Annotated in this window: 12 protein-coding genes and 2 pseudogenes; 8 read left to right on the top strand and 6 right to left on the bottom strand. The window is 67.3% G+C overall.

The window, feature by feature from the left end:
- Positions 1–1,137: efflux RND transporter periplasmic adaptor subunit (locus JWN21_RS00340; protein ID WP_299645398.1), on the bottom strand; the 1,137-nt coding region annotated here is incomplete at its 3' end.
- 121 nt (positions 1,138–1,258) lie between these two features.
- On the opposite strand from JWN21_RS00340, the gene rpiA reads away from it, so the two are divergent.
- The 6 genes from rpiA to JWN21_RS00370 are packed head-to-tail and all read left to right on the top strand — an operon-like array spanning position 1,259 to position 7,756.
- Complete coding sequence (gene rpiA / locus JWN21_RS00345) at positions 1,259–1,939, top strand: ribose-5-phosphate isomerase RpiA (RefSeq protein WP_299645399.1); 681 nt, start codon at positions 1,259–1,261, stop codon at positions 1,937–1,939.
- Positions 1,940–1,992: 53 nt separating this feature from the next.
- Positions 1,993–4,059 carry a transketolase gene (tkt, locus tag JWN21_RS00350; protein WP_299645400.1) on the top strand — a complete coding sequence of 689 codons (2,067 nt, stop codon included), beginning with the start codon at positions 1,993–1,995 and terminating at the stop codon, positions 4,057–4,059.
- Positions 4,056–5,180 carry a transaldolase gene (gene tal / locus JWN21_RS00355; protein WP_299645401.1) on the top strand — a complete coding sequence of 375 codons (1,125 nt, stop codon included), beginning with the start codon at positions 4,056–4,058 and terminating at the stop codon, positions 5,178–5,180. Before tkt ends, tal begins: the two co-directional genes overlap by 4 nt.
- 43 nt (positions 5,181–5,223) lie before the next feature.
- Positions 5,224–6,210 carry a phosphogluconate dehydrogenase (NAD(+)-dependent, decarboxylating) gene (gene gnd / locus JWN21_RS00360; protein ID WP_299645402.1) on the top strand — a complete coding sequence of 329 codons (987 nt, stop codon included), beginning with the start codon at positions 5,224–5,226 and terminating at the stop codon, positions 6,208–6,210.
- Positions 6,207–7,013: a Cof-type HAD-IIB family hydrolase gene (locus JWN21_RS00365; protein WP_299645403.1), complete on the top strand. Its 807-nt coding sequence runs from the start codon at positions 6,207–6,209 to the stop codon at positions 7,011–7,013. Before gnd ends, JWN21_RS00365 begins: the two co-directional genes overlap by 4 nt.
- The gene (locus JWN21_RS00370; protein WP_299645404.1) at positions 7,010–7,756 is read left to right on the top strand and encodes an HAD-IIB family hydrolase; all 747 of its coding nucleotides are present in this window, start codon (positions 7,010–7,012) and stop codon (positions 7,754–7,756) included. The genes JWN21_RS00365 and JWN21_RS00370 overlap by 4 nt, the downstream gene beginning before the upstream one ends.
- A gap of 60 nt (positions 7,757–7,816) precedes the next feature.
- Here JWN21_RS00370 and JWN21_RS00375 read toward each other — a convergent pair whose 3' ends face one another.
- On the bottom strand, positions 7,817–9,730 hold the full coding sequence (locus JWN21_RS00375; protein WP_299645405.1) for a CocE/NonD family hydrolase: 1,914 nt from the start codon (positions 9,728–9,730) through the stop codon (positions 7,817–7,819).
- Positions 9,731–9,810: 80 nt separating this feature from the next.
- Here JWN21_RS00375 and JWN21_RS00380 point away from each other — a divergent pair.
- Together JWN21_RS00380 and JWN21_RS00385 are read left to right on the top strand one after the other, a co-directional pair.
- A pseudogene (locus JWN21_RS00380) lies at positions 9,811–10,110 on the top strand (PhoD-like phosphatase N-terminal domain-containing protein); the annotation flags it as partial.
- Between the two features lie 92 nt (positions 10,111–10,202).
- Complete coding sequence (locus JWN21_RS00385) at positions 10,203–10,700, top strand: alkaline phosphatase D family protein (protein WP_299645406.1); 498 nt, start codon at positions 10,203–10,205, stop codon at positions 10,698–10,700.
- A gap of 26 nt (positions 10,701–10,726) precedes the next feature.
- Here JWN21_RS00385 and JWN21_RS00390 read toward each other — a convergent pair whose 3' ends face one another.
- The 4 genes and pseudogenes from JWN21_RS00390 to nadE all read right to left on the bottom strand — a co-directional run.
- Complete coding sequence (locus tag JWN21_RS00390) at positions 10,727–11,434, bottom strand: NTP transferase domain-containing protein (protein ID WP_299645407.1); 708 nt, start codon at positions 11,432–11,434, stop codon at positions 10,727–10,729.
- Positions 11,434–12,525 carry an inositol-3-phosphate synthase gene (locus JWN21_RS00395; RefSeq protein ID WP_299645409.1) on the bottom strand — a complete coding sequence of 364 codons (1,092 nt, stop codon included), beginning with the start codon at positions 12,523–12,525 and terminating at the stop codon, positions 11,434–11,436. The genes JWN21_RS00390 and JWN21_RS00395 overlap by 1 nt, the downstream gene beginning before the upstream one ends.
- A gap of 16 nt (positions 12,526–12,541) precedes the next feature.
- A complete protein-coding gene (locus JWN21_RS00400; RefSeq protein ID WP_299645410.1) occupies positions 12,542–13,393 on the bottom strand; it encodes a CDP-alcohol phosphatidyltransferase family protein in 852 nt (283 codons plus the stop codon).
- A gap of 84 nt (positions 13,394–13,477) precedes the next feature.
- A pseudogene (gene nadE, locus JWN21_RS00405) lies at positions 13,478–13,996 on the bottom strand (NAD(+) synthase); the annotation flags it as partial.

Here is a 13,996-nt window from a genome sequence, read left to right on the forward strand (position 1 = left end):
GGCGCCGCGCGCGGCCGCCTGGAGCAGCCTGCCGAGGCCCTGCGTTATGACCCTGTCACCGGGCTGCAGGCCGGCGGTGACGACCCAATACTGCCCTTGGGTCCGATCCGCCGTGACCGTGCGCTGCACCGCGCGGTCGCCACGACCGACCACGTACAGCGTGGCGGCCCCCTTGGCGTCGCGGCTGATCGCCGGCTGCGGAACCAGGAAGACGCTGCCATCAATCGCCTGGGCAAAACGGGTCCGGACGAACAGCCCGGGAAGAAGCATGCCCTGTGCGTTGGGGAAGCGCGCCCGCAGCGTCACGGTGCCGGTGTCGGCGCTGACCACCGTCTCGGCGAACTCAACGGTGCCCGCGGCGGGATAGACGCTGCCATCGGGCAGCGTCAGGCGGACCTCCGCGACCGCCGCCGCGACGCCGCCGCCGGCCAGCTGCCGGCGCAGAGTCAGGAGGTCGGCGGCGGATTGCTGGATATCGACGAACATCGGGTCGAGCCGCTGGATCTGCGCCAGCGGCTCGGCCTGGTTGTTCGACACCAGCGCGCCGACCGTGAACAGCGAACGGCCAATGCGACCGGAAATCGGCGCAGGCACGGTGGTGAACTTCAGCGTGATCCGTGCCGTATCCAGCGCGGCACGGTTCTGCGCCACCTGAGCGCGACCCTGGCGCGCCTGGGCGACGGCGTTGGTGTATTCCTGCTGCGACACCGCTTCGATCCGCGCGAGCGGCGCAAAGCGGGCGGCCTGGGTCTGCGCTGCCTGGGCATTTGCCTGCGCCGCCTCCAGATTGGCGGCAGCCTGGGCGACGGAGGCCCGGTACAGCGAGGGATCGATCTCGTAGAGCGGCTGGCCCTGGCGCACGAGCGCGCCTTCGGTGAAGAAACGGCGGCGAATCACGCCGGATACCTGAGGCCGCACCTCGGACGACTCGAATGCGGTGGTGCGGCCGGACAGCTCGGCGATGATCGGCGCGCTGGTCGGCTGAACCACGACGAAGCCGACCTGCGGCGGCCCCTGCGGACCACCACGACCACCGCCGGCGGCGCTGCCAGCGGCACCCTCGCCGGAACCGCAGGCACCGAGCAGCAGCAGGGCGCCGAGGCCGAACGCGGGCCGTGCGCCGCCAATACTCACCATGCGACCGCCTGAACCATTCACCAGAAGTGCCGCCCTTGCACCAAGGACAGGAGTCTTGCCATAGCCTGCCACGTAAATTGTGCAGCTGCGAACGCGGCGGCGGCATGATAGGTTGCCGCGAATGAACAAGGACAAACAGCTGGCCGCCGATGCGGCCGTGGCGGAGGTGTGCGACGGCATGCTGGTGGGGCTGGGCACCGGCTCAACCGCCGCACTGGCGATCGATGCGATCGGGCGGCGCGTGGCTGGGGGGCTTCGCATCCGGGCGGTGGCGACCTCGGTGGCCAGCGCCGATCAGGCGCGGACCCTGGGGATCGAGGTTCTCGATTTCTCCGACGTCGCCGCGGTCGACCTGACGATCGACGGGGCGGACGAGATCGACGCCGCGTTGATCGCGGTCAAGGGAGCGGGCGGCGCGATGCTCCGGGAAAAGGCAGTGGCGGCGGCGTCGACGCGGATGATCGTCATCGCCGACGGGTCGAAGCTGGTCGAGCGGCTCGGCGCGGCCAAGCTGCCGGTGGAGGTGCTTCCCTTCGCGCGCGCTTTTGTGCTGGGGCGCCTGCGCGAGCTGTTCGATCGGGTTGAGGTGCGAGGTGCTCCTGCTTCGGGAGGCGCATACCTGACCGACAATGGCAATCTGATCGCGGACTGCCACGACGCGCAGGTCGCCGATCCGGGCACCCTGGCGGCGGCGTTGCAGGCGATCCCCGGCGTGGTGGGGCACGGGCTGTTCCTGGACGAGGTCGATGCCGCCTATATCGCGACCCACGGCGTCGTTGCGAGGCTGGAGCGGGGCGGCTAGGCAACTCGAAGCGTGAGGCCGCGTTCGGCCACGTCATCGATCGAGGAAATTGCATGCCCGACGCCTCTCATGCCGAAGACGGCAGCCCCGAGCGCCTGCAGATCGACACGATCCGCACGCTGTCGATGGATGCGGTGCAGGCGGCCAATTCAGGTCATCCCGGCACCCCGATGGCGTTGGCACCGGTCGGACACACGGTGTGGACCAAGTTCCTGCGCTACGATCCCGCGCAGCCGGACTGGCCGAACCGCGATCGCTTCGTGCTGTCGGTCGGGCATGCGTCGATGCTGCTCTACGCGCTCATCCACCTCGCCGGGATCGAGGAGATCGACGCCGAGGGTAAGAAGAGCGGGCGCGAGGCAGTGAGCCTGGACGATATCCGCGCGTTTCGGCAGCTCGGTTCCAAGACGCCTGGGCATCCGGAGTACCGCCACACGACCGGGGTGGAGACGACTACCGGGCCGCTCGGCGCTGGCTGCGGCAATTCGGTCGGCATGGCGATCGCGGAGCGCTGGCTCGCGGCGCGGTACAACCGACCGGGTTTCACGTTGTTCGATCACGACGTTTATGTGCTCGCGGGCGACGGCGACATGATGGAGGGCGTGGCGAGCGAGGCGGCGTCGCTGGCCGGGCATCTCAAGCTGTCGAACCTGTGCTGGATCTACGACAGCAACTCGATTTCCATTGAGGGCGACACCGATCTCGCCTTTGTCGAGGATACGGGCAAGCGGTTCGAGGCCTATGGCTGGCAGGTTATCCATGTCGACGACGCCAACGACGTTGGTGCGCTGACCGCGGCGCTGGAGGCGTTTCGCGCCTGCGATGACCGACCGACGTTCATCGTCGTGCGGTCGGTCATCGGCTGGGGCAGCCCCAAGGCCGGCAGCGAAAAGGCGCACGGCGAGCCGCTGGGCGTCGATGCGATCAAGGCGACCAAGCGGGCCTATGGCTGGCCGAGCGAGGAGCCGTTCTTCGTGCCCGACGGCGTGCGCGAGGCGTTCGGCCGCTCGGTCGCGGATCGCGGCGGCAAGCTGCGCGCGGAGTGGGCGGCGACCTTCGACCGCTACCGCGCCGCCGAGCCGGCGCTGGCCGCGGAGCTCGACGCGCTGCTGCACGACAGGCTGCCCGACGGCTGGGACACGGACGTGCCGGTGTTCGCGGCGGACGAGAAGGGGCTCGCCAGTCGCGACTCGGGCGGCAAGGTGCTGAACGCGATCGCGGGCAGGGTGCCGTGGCTGATCGGCGGTTCGGCCGACCTGGCGCCGTCGACCAAGACGGATGTGAAGGGCGCGCCCTCGTTCGAGGCGGCGAACTACGCGGGCCGCAACTTCCACTTCGGCGTTCGCGAGCATGGCATGGGCGCGGTGGTGAACGGCATGGCGCTGTCGCACCTGCGTTCGTACGGCTCCACGTTTCTGGTTTTCCTCGATTACATGCGTCCGCCGGTCCGGCTGTCGGCAATCATGGAGCTGGGCGCGATCTGGGTGTTCACGCACGACTCGATCGGGGTCGGCGAGGACGGACCGACGCATCAGCCGATCGAGCAGCTGGCGACGCTGCGCGCCATCCCGGGGCTGGACACGATCCGCCCGGGCGATGCCAACGAGGTGGCATGGGCATGGAAGGCGGCGGTGATGGACGCGGATCATCCCACGGCGCTGATCTTCTCCCGCCAGGCGCTGCCGACGCTCGACCGCGACAGATATGCGAGCGCCGAGGGCGTGCTGAAGGGCGGGTATGTGCTGGCGGACAGCGACAGTCCCGAGGTCATCCTGATGGCAACAGGCAGCGAACTGTCGCTGGTCGTGAAGGCGCACGAGCAGCTGACCAACGAGGGCGTGGCGAGCCGCGTCGTCTCGTTGCCGAGCTGGTATCGCTTTGAGCTGCAGGACGAGGCGTATCGCGACGCGGTGCTGCCGCCCGCCGTCAAACCGCGCCTGGCGGTGGAGATGGCGGGCGAGCTGGGCTGGCATCGTTATGTCGGCACGGCCGGCGACACGATCACCATGGCGACGTTCGGGGCGTCGGCTCCAATCGCCAAATTGCAGGACAAATACGGCTTCACCGTCGACAACATCGTCGCCAAGGCGAAGCAGCTGATCGCGGAGACGAAGAAGTGAGCAAACTCAAGGAACTCAGCGCCGCCGGTACAGCAGTGTGGCTGGACTTCGTCGATCGTAAATTCCTCGCCGCGGGTGGGCTGAAAAAGCTGGTCGAAGCGGATGGACTGACGGGGGTCACGTCGAACCCGGCGATCTTCGAAAAGGCGATGGGCTATGGCGACGCCTATGACGCGAGCCTTGCCACGTTCGATGCCAGCAACCCGGACGCGGCGACCATCGATCGCTACGAGGGGCAAGCGATCGAGGACATCAAGCACGCCGCCGACACGCTGCGGCCGGTATATGACAGACTGAACGGCACCGATGGCTATGTCAGCCTGGAGGTGTCGCCCTACCTCGCCGACGACACGGACGGGACGATCGCGGAGGCGAAGAGGCTGTGGGCGGCGGTCGACAGGCCCAATCTGATGATCAAGATCCCCGGCACGCTGGCCGGCGGTCCTGCCATCGCCGCGACGATCGCGGCGGGGATCAATGTCAACGTGACGCTGCTGTTCGCGCTCGATGCCTATGTCCGCGTGGCGGAGGCGTACGCGACGGGGCTGGAGGAGCGGGTGCGGCAGGGGCAGCCGATCGACGGGCTCGCCTCGGTCGCTAGCTTCTTCGTCAGCCGGATCGACGCCTCGATCGACAAGCAGATCGACGAGCGGGTGAAGGCGGGCGATGCCGAGACGACGGCGCTGACGGCGCTGCGCGGCAAGGTGGCGATCGCGAATGCGAAGTCGGCCTATGCCTGGTATCAGGACTTCATAGCGTCGGATCGCTGGCAGGCGCTGGCGGCAAAAGGCGCGCGGCCGCAGCGGCTGTTGTGGGCATCGACCGGGGTCAAGGACCCGGCTTATGCGCAGACGCTGTACGTCGACACGCTGATCGGGCCGGACACGGTCAACACCATGCCGCCCAAGACGATGGATGCGTTCCGCGACTCAGGCACCGTGGCGGTCACGCTGACGCAGGATGTCGACGCGGCGCGCGCGGTGCTGGCGGAGGCGGAGCGGCTGGGACTCGATCTGAACGGCGTCACCGGACGACTGGTAGAGGAGGGCGTCGCCTCGTTCGCCAAGGCGTTCGACGACCTGCTCGACGCGATCGCGAAGAAGAAGCCAACGCAGGGCTAAGGCTCTCGGGTTGTGTGCACACGCTCGCGGACAGGGGATTAGCATGAAGATCGGGATCATCGGCCTGGGCCGGATGGGCGGCAATATCGGACGCAGGCTGATGCGCGCCGGCCATGGGGTGGTGGCGTTCGATCGCGATCCGAAGATGGTGGCGGCGCTGGTCGCGGATGGGGCGGAGGGTGCCGACACGCTGGCAGCGATGCACGATCTGCTCGATGCGCCGGCGATCTATTGGGTGATGCTTCCCGCCGGCGCGCCGACGGAGGATACGATCGCCACTCTGGCGGGCCAATGCGGCGCGGGCGCGATCATCATCGACGGCGGCAACAGCTTTTACAAGGACGATATTCGCCGCGCGAAGGAGCTGGCGGAGAAGGGTGTTCGCTATGTCGATGTCGGCACGTCGGGCGGCGTCTGGGGCCTGGATCGCGGCTATTGCATGATGATCGGCGGCGACAAGGAAGCGGTCGACTATCTCGACCCGATCTTCGATGCGCTCGCACCCGGGCTGGGCACGATCCCGCGCACGCCCAATCGCATGGCGCACGAGGGGGAGGATGCGCGTGCCGAAAAGGGCTACATCCACGCCGGGCCCGCGGGGGCGGGCCATTTCGTCAAGATGATCCATAACGGCATCGAGTACGGCCTGATGCAGGCCTATGCCGAGGGCTTCGACATCCTCAAGGGCAAGAAGTCGGACAAGCTGCCGCCAGACGAGCGCTTCGACCTGAACCTGACCGACATCGCCGAGGTATGGCGGCGCGGGTCGGTGATCTCATCCTGGCTGCTGGACCTGACCGCGCAGGCGCTGGCCAAGGACCAGATGCTCGAGAGCTTCTCCGGCAAGGTCGCCGATTCAGGCGAGGGCCAGTGGACGATCGACGCGGCGATGGAGGAGAAGGTGCCCGCCAACGTCCTCACCGCCGCGCTGTTCGCACGCTATCGCAGTCGGGTGGATCATACGTTCGGCGACCAGGTGCTGTCGGCGATGCGGTTCGGTTTCGGCGGGCACGTCGAGATGCCGCAGTGAAGTATCGCCTGCTCGTTTCGGACGTCGACGGCACGCTGGTGGACACGCAGAAACAGCTGACCCCTGCGACCATCGACGCCGTGGCGCGCGTGCGGGCGGCTGGAGTGGCGTTCACGGTCATCTCGGCCCGGCCGCGATCGGGGGTGGTGCCGATCGGCGAGGCGTTGGCGATCAACGGGCCAATGGCGGCGTTCAATGGCGGCACGATCTTTCATCGCGACGGGAGGGTGGACGTTCAGCACGTCGTCGATCCGGCGGTCGCACGCGGCGTGATCGCGATGGCGACGGACGTGGACATCTGGGTATTCGCCGACGACCAGTGGTTCGCCTCCACCGACCAGGGTGCGCATGTCGGGTCGGAGCGCAAGGCCGCGAACCAGGAGCCGGTGGTGCGGCGCGATTTCGCCGACCTGCTCGATCGCGCCGATAAGATCACCTTTGTCAGCGACACGCCGGCGGTGCTGAACGCACTGCACGCGCGGATCGAGGCGGACTTCGCGGGCCGGGCGACAGTGGCCCTGTCGCAGCCCTATTATCTCGACGTCACCGCGCTGGAGGCGAACAAGGGTGCCGGCGTCGCTGCGCTCGCCACCGCCTTTGGGATGCCGCTGGCGGAGGTGGCCGCGATCGGCGATCAGGCCAACGACCTGCCGATGCTCGCCTGCGTTGGGCTTGCCATAGCGATGGGCAACGCGCCCGATCACGTGCAGGCCGCCGCCGCGCATGTCACCGCCGCCAACACGGCGGATGGCGTCGCGCTGGCGATCGATACGCTTATCCTTCCCGCCCTGGAGTTCGCATGAAACAGCTCGTCGCTTTCGACCTCGACAACACGCTCGCCGCCAGCAAGCAGGCGCTTGAGCCGTTCATGGGTGAGGCGCTGGCCGACCTGTTGGGCGTTGCGCATGTGGCGGTGATCTCGGGCGGCGACTGGCCGCAGTTCCAGAAGCAGGTCGCCTCGCGGCTGCCGGAGCGCGCCGATCGGTCGAAGCTGTGGCTGATGCCGACCACGGGCACGAAGCTCTATACGTTTCGCGATGGCGAGTGGGGCACGGTCTATGCCGAGCTGTTCGAGCCTGAACTGCGCGACCGCATTCTGGCCGCCTTCGACGAGTCGCTGGCGGCGACGGGCATGGTGCCCGAGCAGGTGTGGGGCGAGCGCGTCGAGGATCGCGGCTCGCAGATCACCTTCTCCGCGCTTGGCCAGCAGGCGCCGCTCGACGCCAAGGAGCATTGGGATCCTGACTTCGCCAAGCGCAAGGTGATCCAGGCCGACCTGCGCACGCGGTTGCCGGGCCTGTCGATAAACATGGGGGGCGCGACCTCGATCGACGTGACGCGCGAAGGCGTCGACAAAGCCTACGGGTTGAAGAAGTTGCGCGATGCGAGCGGCGTCCCGCTGGACGATATGATGTTCATCGGCGACGCGATCTTTCCGGGGGGGAATGATTATCCCGCAAAGACGCTGGGGCTGGACACGGTGCGCGTGCGCGAGCCGCGCGAGACGGCGGCGGTGATCGAGGGACTGGTGGCGTGCTTGAAGTAGGTGGCAGGTAGCAGGGGGTGGAGGGGAGCTCTGCTGCTACCTGGTGCCTGCCACCTCCCTCTACTCCACCACCGGCAGCAACACGGCGCTTGGCGTTGCGCCGCCGCGTAGCAGCGTGACTGTCTGCGCCTTGTAGTCGCCGGGCTTGGCGAAGAAGATGTTGGGCACATAGGTCTGCGGGTTGCGATCGTAGAGCGGGAACAGCGTCGACTGGACCTGCACCATGATGCGGTGGCCGGGTTTGAAGACGTGGTTCACCGCCGGCAGGCGAAAGCGGTATTGCTGCGGCTTGCCGGCCGGGATGGCCGACGGGTTGGCGACATCCTTGCGATATCGACCCCGAAAGATGTCGAGGCTGACCGCGAGCTGATAGCCGCCCATCTTCGGGTCGGTAGCGTTCTCGGCCGGGTGGACGTCGATCAGCTTGACGACGAAATCGCCGTCGCTCCCGGTCGTGCGCGCCCAGAGGTCCGCGATCGGCGCGCCCGATACGCGCACCGCCTTGGTCAGCACGGGCGTCCTGTAGGTCATGACATCGGGCCGGCCGTCGGCGAAACGCTGATCCTGCACCAGCCAGTCGCCCCACCGGCCGTCGTCGAAATTCACGGGACGCGGCAGGTGTGGGACCGGCTTGGCCGGGTCGGAGACATAGCTGTCGCCGCCGGCTCCGCTGCCCTGGAAGCTGAGGCCGCCCGCCGCCTGCAGGTAGATCGGCCGGAGCGGGGAGGGGCAGCCCTTCTCGCATGCGACCGGCCAAGCAGCGAACCGATCCCAGCGGTTCTCGCCGGTGTTGTAGATCGCCGCCGCGGGGAGGTTCGCGGGCGGCCCGTCGCGCAGATGCTGTTCGAAGAAGGGCAGCACCATCGTCTCGCGGAATTGCGCCGCCGTGTCGCCGTTCCACTGGAACGGGCCGAGGCTTCGGCCCTCGCGGTTGACCTGGCTATGCCGCCACGGCCCCATGACGAGCGAGTTGTTGGCTAGCTTGCCGCTCGCCTTCAGGCCCTCCCATGCCTGAATCGCGCCCCACATGTCCTCCTGATCCCACAGGCCCTGCTCCCACAGCGTCGGTACGTCCGACGGACTGGCCTTGAGCAGCTTGACCAGATCCTGCCCCTGCCAGAACTCGTCGTAAGCCGGGTGCCCCGACATGCGCTGCCAGAAGGGGAGCTGGTCGTAGCCAGACTTCTTCGCCCAGTCGCCCGCCGAACCGATCTCGCGGAAATTGTCGTAATCGTCCCAGCCGCCCGTCGGGGGCGCCTTGCCCTCACCCTTGTAGCCGGTCTGCGACCCCAGCCAGGCAATATTGGCGAGCCGGAACGCGCCGTAATGAAACCAGTCGTCGCCCATCCAACCATCGATCATCGGGCTTTCGGGCACCGCCGCTTTCAGCGCGGGGTGTGGCTTCAGCAGCGCCATGACGACGGTGAAGCCTTCGTAGGACGAGCCGATCATGCCGACCCGGCCGTTCGACTCGGGCAGGTTCGCCTTGTTCACCAGCCAGTCGATCGTGTCGTAGCCGTCGGTGACGTGATCGACCGTCGTCGGGTTGAGCGGGCCGATGACCGGGCGGGTGACGACATAATCGCCCTCCGACCCGAATTTGCCGCGCACGTCCTGATAGACGCGGATGTAGCCGCCGCGCACGAACGGCTCGTCGGCGAGCGGGAGCGTGTTGAGCATCGACGCGCTATCGGAGCGGTTGGCGCGCGACTTGGCGTTGTAGGGCGTGCGCGTGAGGATGATCGGCGCGTTTTTGACGCCCTTGGGCACAACGATGACGGTGTACAGCTTGGTGCCGTCGCGCATCGGCATCATGACCACGCGCTTGTCATAGTCGCTTACGCCGAGGGGTGGCGTGAACTTGGCGGGCACGTCGCCCGTCGACGTCAGCGGTGCCGGCGCGGGCCGGTCCTGCGCGGCGGCGAGGCTCGCGATCAGGGCCAGGCTGCCGATTAGTCCGGTTGTCACGCGCATGATCAACTCCCCGTGGATTTAAGTGCTTGTTGCGGCAGGATTGCAGGAGCGTAAAGGACCCATGCAAGGGGAAATGCGCGATGCCGATCAATCGGCGTTCGTTGCTGGGCCTGTTCGGCGCGGCAGCGACGTTACCGCGTGCGGCAGGCGCGCGGCCCGCACCGGCCGGGGTGACATTCGCGCATGGTATCGCGAGCGGTGACCCGACGTCCATCGGCGCGGTCCTGTGGACGCGTGTGAGCCCGCCGGCCGGGCATCAGGCGCCGATCGCCGTCGCGTGGCGGGTGCTGGAGGGCCGCAAGGTCATCGAAAAGGGGCAAACCGAGGCACGCGCCAGCCGCGACTGGATGGTCAAGGTGGAGGCGCGCAAACTCAAGCCCGGCCGCGCGTACCGTTATCGGTTCGAGGCAGCGGGCGTGCAGTCACCTAAGAGGGGCAGGTCCGCACGCTGCCCAACGGCAAGACCGCCGACGTGGTGCTCGCGGTCGCGTCGTGCGCACTCCATCCCGGCGGGCTGTTCAACGCCTATCGCGCCATCGCCGACCTGCCGCGCGTCGATGCGGTCGTGCATCTGGGCGATTATCTCTACGAGTACGGGCCCGAGGGCTATGGAGCGGCGACCGGTAAGCGGCTGGGCCGCGTCCCGGAGTCGCCGCGCGAGATGACGACGCTGGCCGATTACTGGCTGCGCCATGCCCAGTATAAGCGCGACCCCGACCTGCAGGCGGCACACGCGCGCGCGGCGATGCCCGACGTCCCGATCGGCGCAATGATCGCCGCCATGAACGAGGAGGTGCTGTTCTGCGATCAGCGCGCGAAGGGGTACGTCCTGCTGACCCTGACGCGCGAGCACGCGCGGGCGGAGTTCCGGGCGGTGTCGACGGTGATCGCGAAACCGTTCACCGTCGCGACCATAGCGATGTACGAGGTGCGGGCGGGGGACGCGACTGTGGCGCTACGGCGGGTCTGATCGTCTCCTGACTCGGCGAAGAGAGTCTACGCAGCCAACGTGGCCTGCCATGACTCCGCCTGAGCGAGTGCTTTCGCGTCGTCGACGTCGATCCAGTCGAGGCCGCTGCAGTCCACGATCCGCGCCTTTTGCTGCGCGGCGAGGATACGCACTCCTTCCGTCAACGAAGGCGACGCGAGGGTCCTCAACGCATCGAACAAGGCGGGGCCGATTGCGAACACGCCCGTGTCGTGCGCGTCGTAGTCCGCCAGCCCCTTGCCCAGCGCAACGATGCGATCGCCAGCCGTCAACACGCGCGTGACGTCGTCATCGTCTACCCACGGGTGCTGCAACCGCCGGTCGATCCCGAGTCGCACCCCATCGCCCGCACCGACAGCTGCCACACGGGCATACAGCGAGGGAGAAACGAGGTGGTCGCACATCGCGAGCAGCGCGCCGTCGCCGTCGACCGCGTCCGCCGCGGCTAGCGCAGAGACGCCGTTGGGCAGCTCCGGATCTGGCGTGCGCACGATCTCCACTGCGAGTGGCAGGTGTGCGGCGGCAAGGTGCGCCTCGATCCGTGCCGCCTCGTAACCGAGCACGACGATCGCGCGCGTCATGCCTGCCCGCGCCAGCCCGGCGAGCGCATGATCGATCAGGGCCTTGCCCGCGACGGGGCAGAGCGGTTTGACCGGCGCGGCATCGCGCAGGCGACTGCCATGTCCGGCGGCGAGCAGAACCGCCGTGGTGATCATCAGGCGGCCTTGATGAACTCTTCGACGGCGATCTGCGCGAGATCGTCGGTCATCTGGTTGCGCGGATGCTTGCAGAAATAGGCCGACGCCGGATCGATCACGCCCTTGATCCCGCGGTCGCGCGCGATCTTGGCGCAGCGGATCATGTCGATCGCGACGCCTGCCGAATTGGGCGAGTCCTCTACCGACAGCCGCAGCTCCAGGTTCATCGGCACGCCACCGAACATCGAGCCTTCCATGCGCAGGAAGCAGACCTTGTTGTCGTTCTGCCACGGCACATAGTCGGACGGGCCGATATGCACGTTGTCGTCGTCCATCCGCTCCGCCGCCACTGATTGGACGGCCTCCGTCTTTGACACCTTCTTCGACGCCAGCCGCTTGTGGTTGGACATGTTGAGGAAGTCGGTGTTGCCGCCCGTGTTGAGCTGATAGGTCCGCTCCAGCTTGACGCCGCGCTTGGCGAACAGGTCCGTCAGCACGCGGTGGACGATGGTCGCGCCCAGCTGTGCCTTGATATCGTCACCGATGATCGCCACGCCGGCGTCCTCGAACCGCTTGGCCCAGACCGGGTCCGACGCGATGAAGACCGGGATGTTGTTCACGAAGGCGACGCCCGCCTCCAGCGCGCACTCGGCGTAGAACTCCGTTGCCTCCTGGCTGCCGACGGGGAGGTAGTTCATCAGCACGTCCGCGCCCGAGCGCTTCAGTTCCGCGACGACGTCTTCCTTGCTGGGCTGGTCACCGTCCGCGACCAGGAAGGTGCGGTCGTCCTTGAACTCGCTCATGTGATCGGCGACGCCGTCCAGCACCTTGCCCATCTTCACGACCGTGCCCGTCGCGGTGACGTTCGGCGCAAAAATCGCGGTGCAGTTCGGCTTGGCGAAGATCGCGTCCGCCACATCGGAGCCCACCTTGCGACGATCGACGTCCCATGCAGCCACGACCTTGATGTCCGACGGCTTGTAGCCCCCCATCTCCCAATGCATCAAACCGACATTGTCGTTGGACCCCTCTCGGTAATGCTCCAGCCCCTGGACGAGGCTGCTGGCGCAGTTGCCGATGCCGACCACGGCGACGCGGATGCTGGTCATTCGATATTCCCGATTACTAAGCGTAGAAGGAGGGGCGGTCGCCCTTGGATGAGGTGGCCGGTGCAGCGAAGCGGTGTTCGACGCGACGATGCCAGACCAGGCCGACGGCGGCGATGATGGTAAGCGGTACGATCTCGAACCACCAGAACAAGGTAGGTCGGCCGGCGATGCAGGCAAGGAAGATGGCGAGTACGCGAACATTCGCGGTCAGCAGCGACAGCAGACGCATCGGCGGAACCGCCTGGGTGGCATAATCCGCACCGAATCTTTCGGCTTGCGGGCTGGTCGCCAGAGCAATTTCGAACGGTCGCCCAAGCCGGCCGATGCTGCCGGCCAGCGCGTCGTACCAGCGGACCAGCGGGTTTGCCGATGGGGCCGGCGCGTCGACCTGTGCCACGCCTTTCAGCCGGCGATGGAAACGGGCGCGCTCGCCCTCGTACAGGCTCGACTGGACGCCGTGCGCGACACCGGCCGCGATCGCGAGCGCCCAGCCTCCTGGCGTACCGATCGCCGTTGCAAGCGCCAAATAGATCAAGACGAAGACGCCATGGTCACATACGCCATCCAGAAACCGGCCCAGCGCGCTGGCGGTCCCGGTCGCACGGGCGATCATGCCGTCGAGGCCGTCGGCGATCAGCCATCCGATCGACAGCAACAGGGCGATCAGCACCATGGCCGTGCCGCCCTGGACATAAGCCCAGGCGGCGGCGGCGCCGATCAGCAGTCCGACAACGGAGACCGCATTGGCAGGCACGCCAAAGCGCAGCGCAAGCGGAAGAAGCGAGCGGGCTGTGGGGTGAATGAACCAGCGGTTCGATGGGTCCTCGATCCGGCGATCGCGCGATCCATCCGGGGGAGGCGTTGTCATCAGGCCTTCTCATTGCGCGCGGCCAGCACCTTTTGCAAGGTAGCTGAACGGCTTTGCGCCCGGCGACCTCTATTAGGACGCCGATCAGGGTACGTTGCGGCCAAGTTCATCAAGCCAGACACGCGCGGTGCCGTCCGACGGTGCGCGCCAGTCACCCCGCGGCGACACGGCGCCGCCCGCCGATACCTTTGGCCCGTTGGGCAGCGCGGAACGCTTGAACTGGCTGCCGGCGAAGAACCGGTGCAGAAACCGCTCGAGCCAGAGCTTGACCGTCGGCAGGTCATAGGCTGTCCGTGCGTTGGGCGGAAAATCGAGCGGCCAGCGGCCGGCATCGATGTCGCGCCAGGCGTGCCAGGCGAGAAACGCGATCTTCGACGGCGCAAGGCCGTGGCGGATGACGTAATGCGCGAAGAAGTCGTTGAGCGCATAGGGACCGACCTTCTCTTCCGTGCTCTGCATCGCGCCTGACGCGTCGGCGGGGACGAGTTCGGGCGAAATCTCCTGCGCCAGGATGGCGTCGAGGACTGCATCGGTAGCTACGTCATACTGGTCGGTGCGGATGCACCAGCGGATCAGGAACTGGATCAGCGTCTTGGGCACGCC

The organism is Sphingomonas bacterium (assembly GCF_028292945.1).
GTDB lineage: Bacteria > Pseudomonadota > Alphaproteobacteria > Sphingomonadales > Sphingomonadaceae > Sphingomonas.

Bases quoted from the DNA above. Each gene is read 5' to 3' on its own strand.
- rpiA (WP_299645399.1), top strand. From the start codon at position 1,259: ATGAACAAGGACAAACAGCTGGCCGCCGATGCGGCCGTGGCGGAGGTG.
- tkt (WP_299645400.1), top strand. From the start codon at position 1,993: ATGCCCGACGCCTCTCATGCCGAAGACGGCAGCCCCGAGCGCCTGCAG.
- gnd (WP_299645402.1), top strand. From the start codon at position 5,224: ATGAAGATCGGGATCATCGGCCTGGGCCGGATGGGCGGCAATATCGGA.
- JWN21_RS00370 (WP_299645404.1), top strand. From the start codon at position 7,010: ATGAAACAGCTCGTCGCTTTCGACCTCGACAACACGCTCGCCGCCAGC.
- JWN21_RS00375 (WP_299645405.1), bottom strand. From the start codon at position 9,730: ATGCGCGTGACAACCGGACTAATCGGCAGCCTGGCCCTGATCGCGAGC.
- JWN21_RS00390 (WP_299645407.1), bottom strand. From the start codon at position 11,434: ATGATCACCACGGCGGTTCTGCTCGCCGCCGGACATGGCAGTCGCCTG.
- JWN21_RS00395 (WP_299645409.1), bottom strand. From the start codon at position 12,525: ATGACCAGCATCCGCGTCGCCGTGGTCGGCATCGGCAACTGCGCCAGC.
- JWN21_RS00400 (WP_299645410.1), bottom strand. From the start codon at position 13,393: ATGACAACGCCTCCCCCGGATGGATCGCGCGATCGCCGGATCGAGGAC.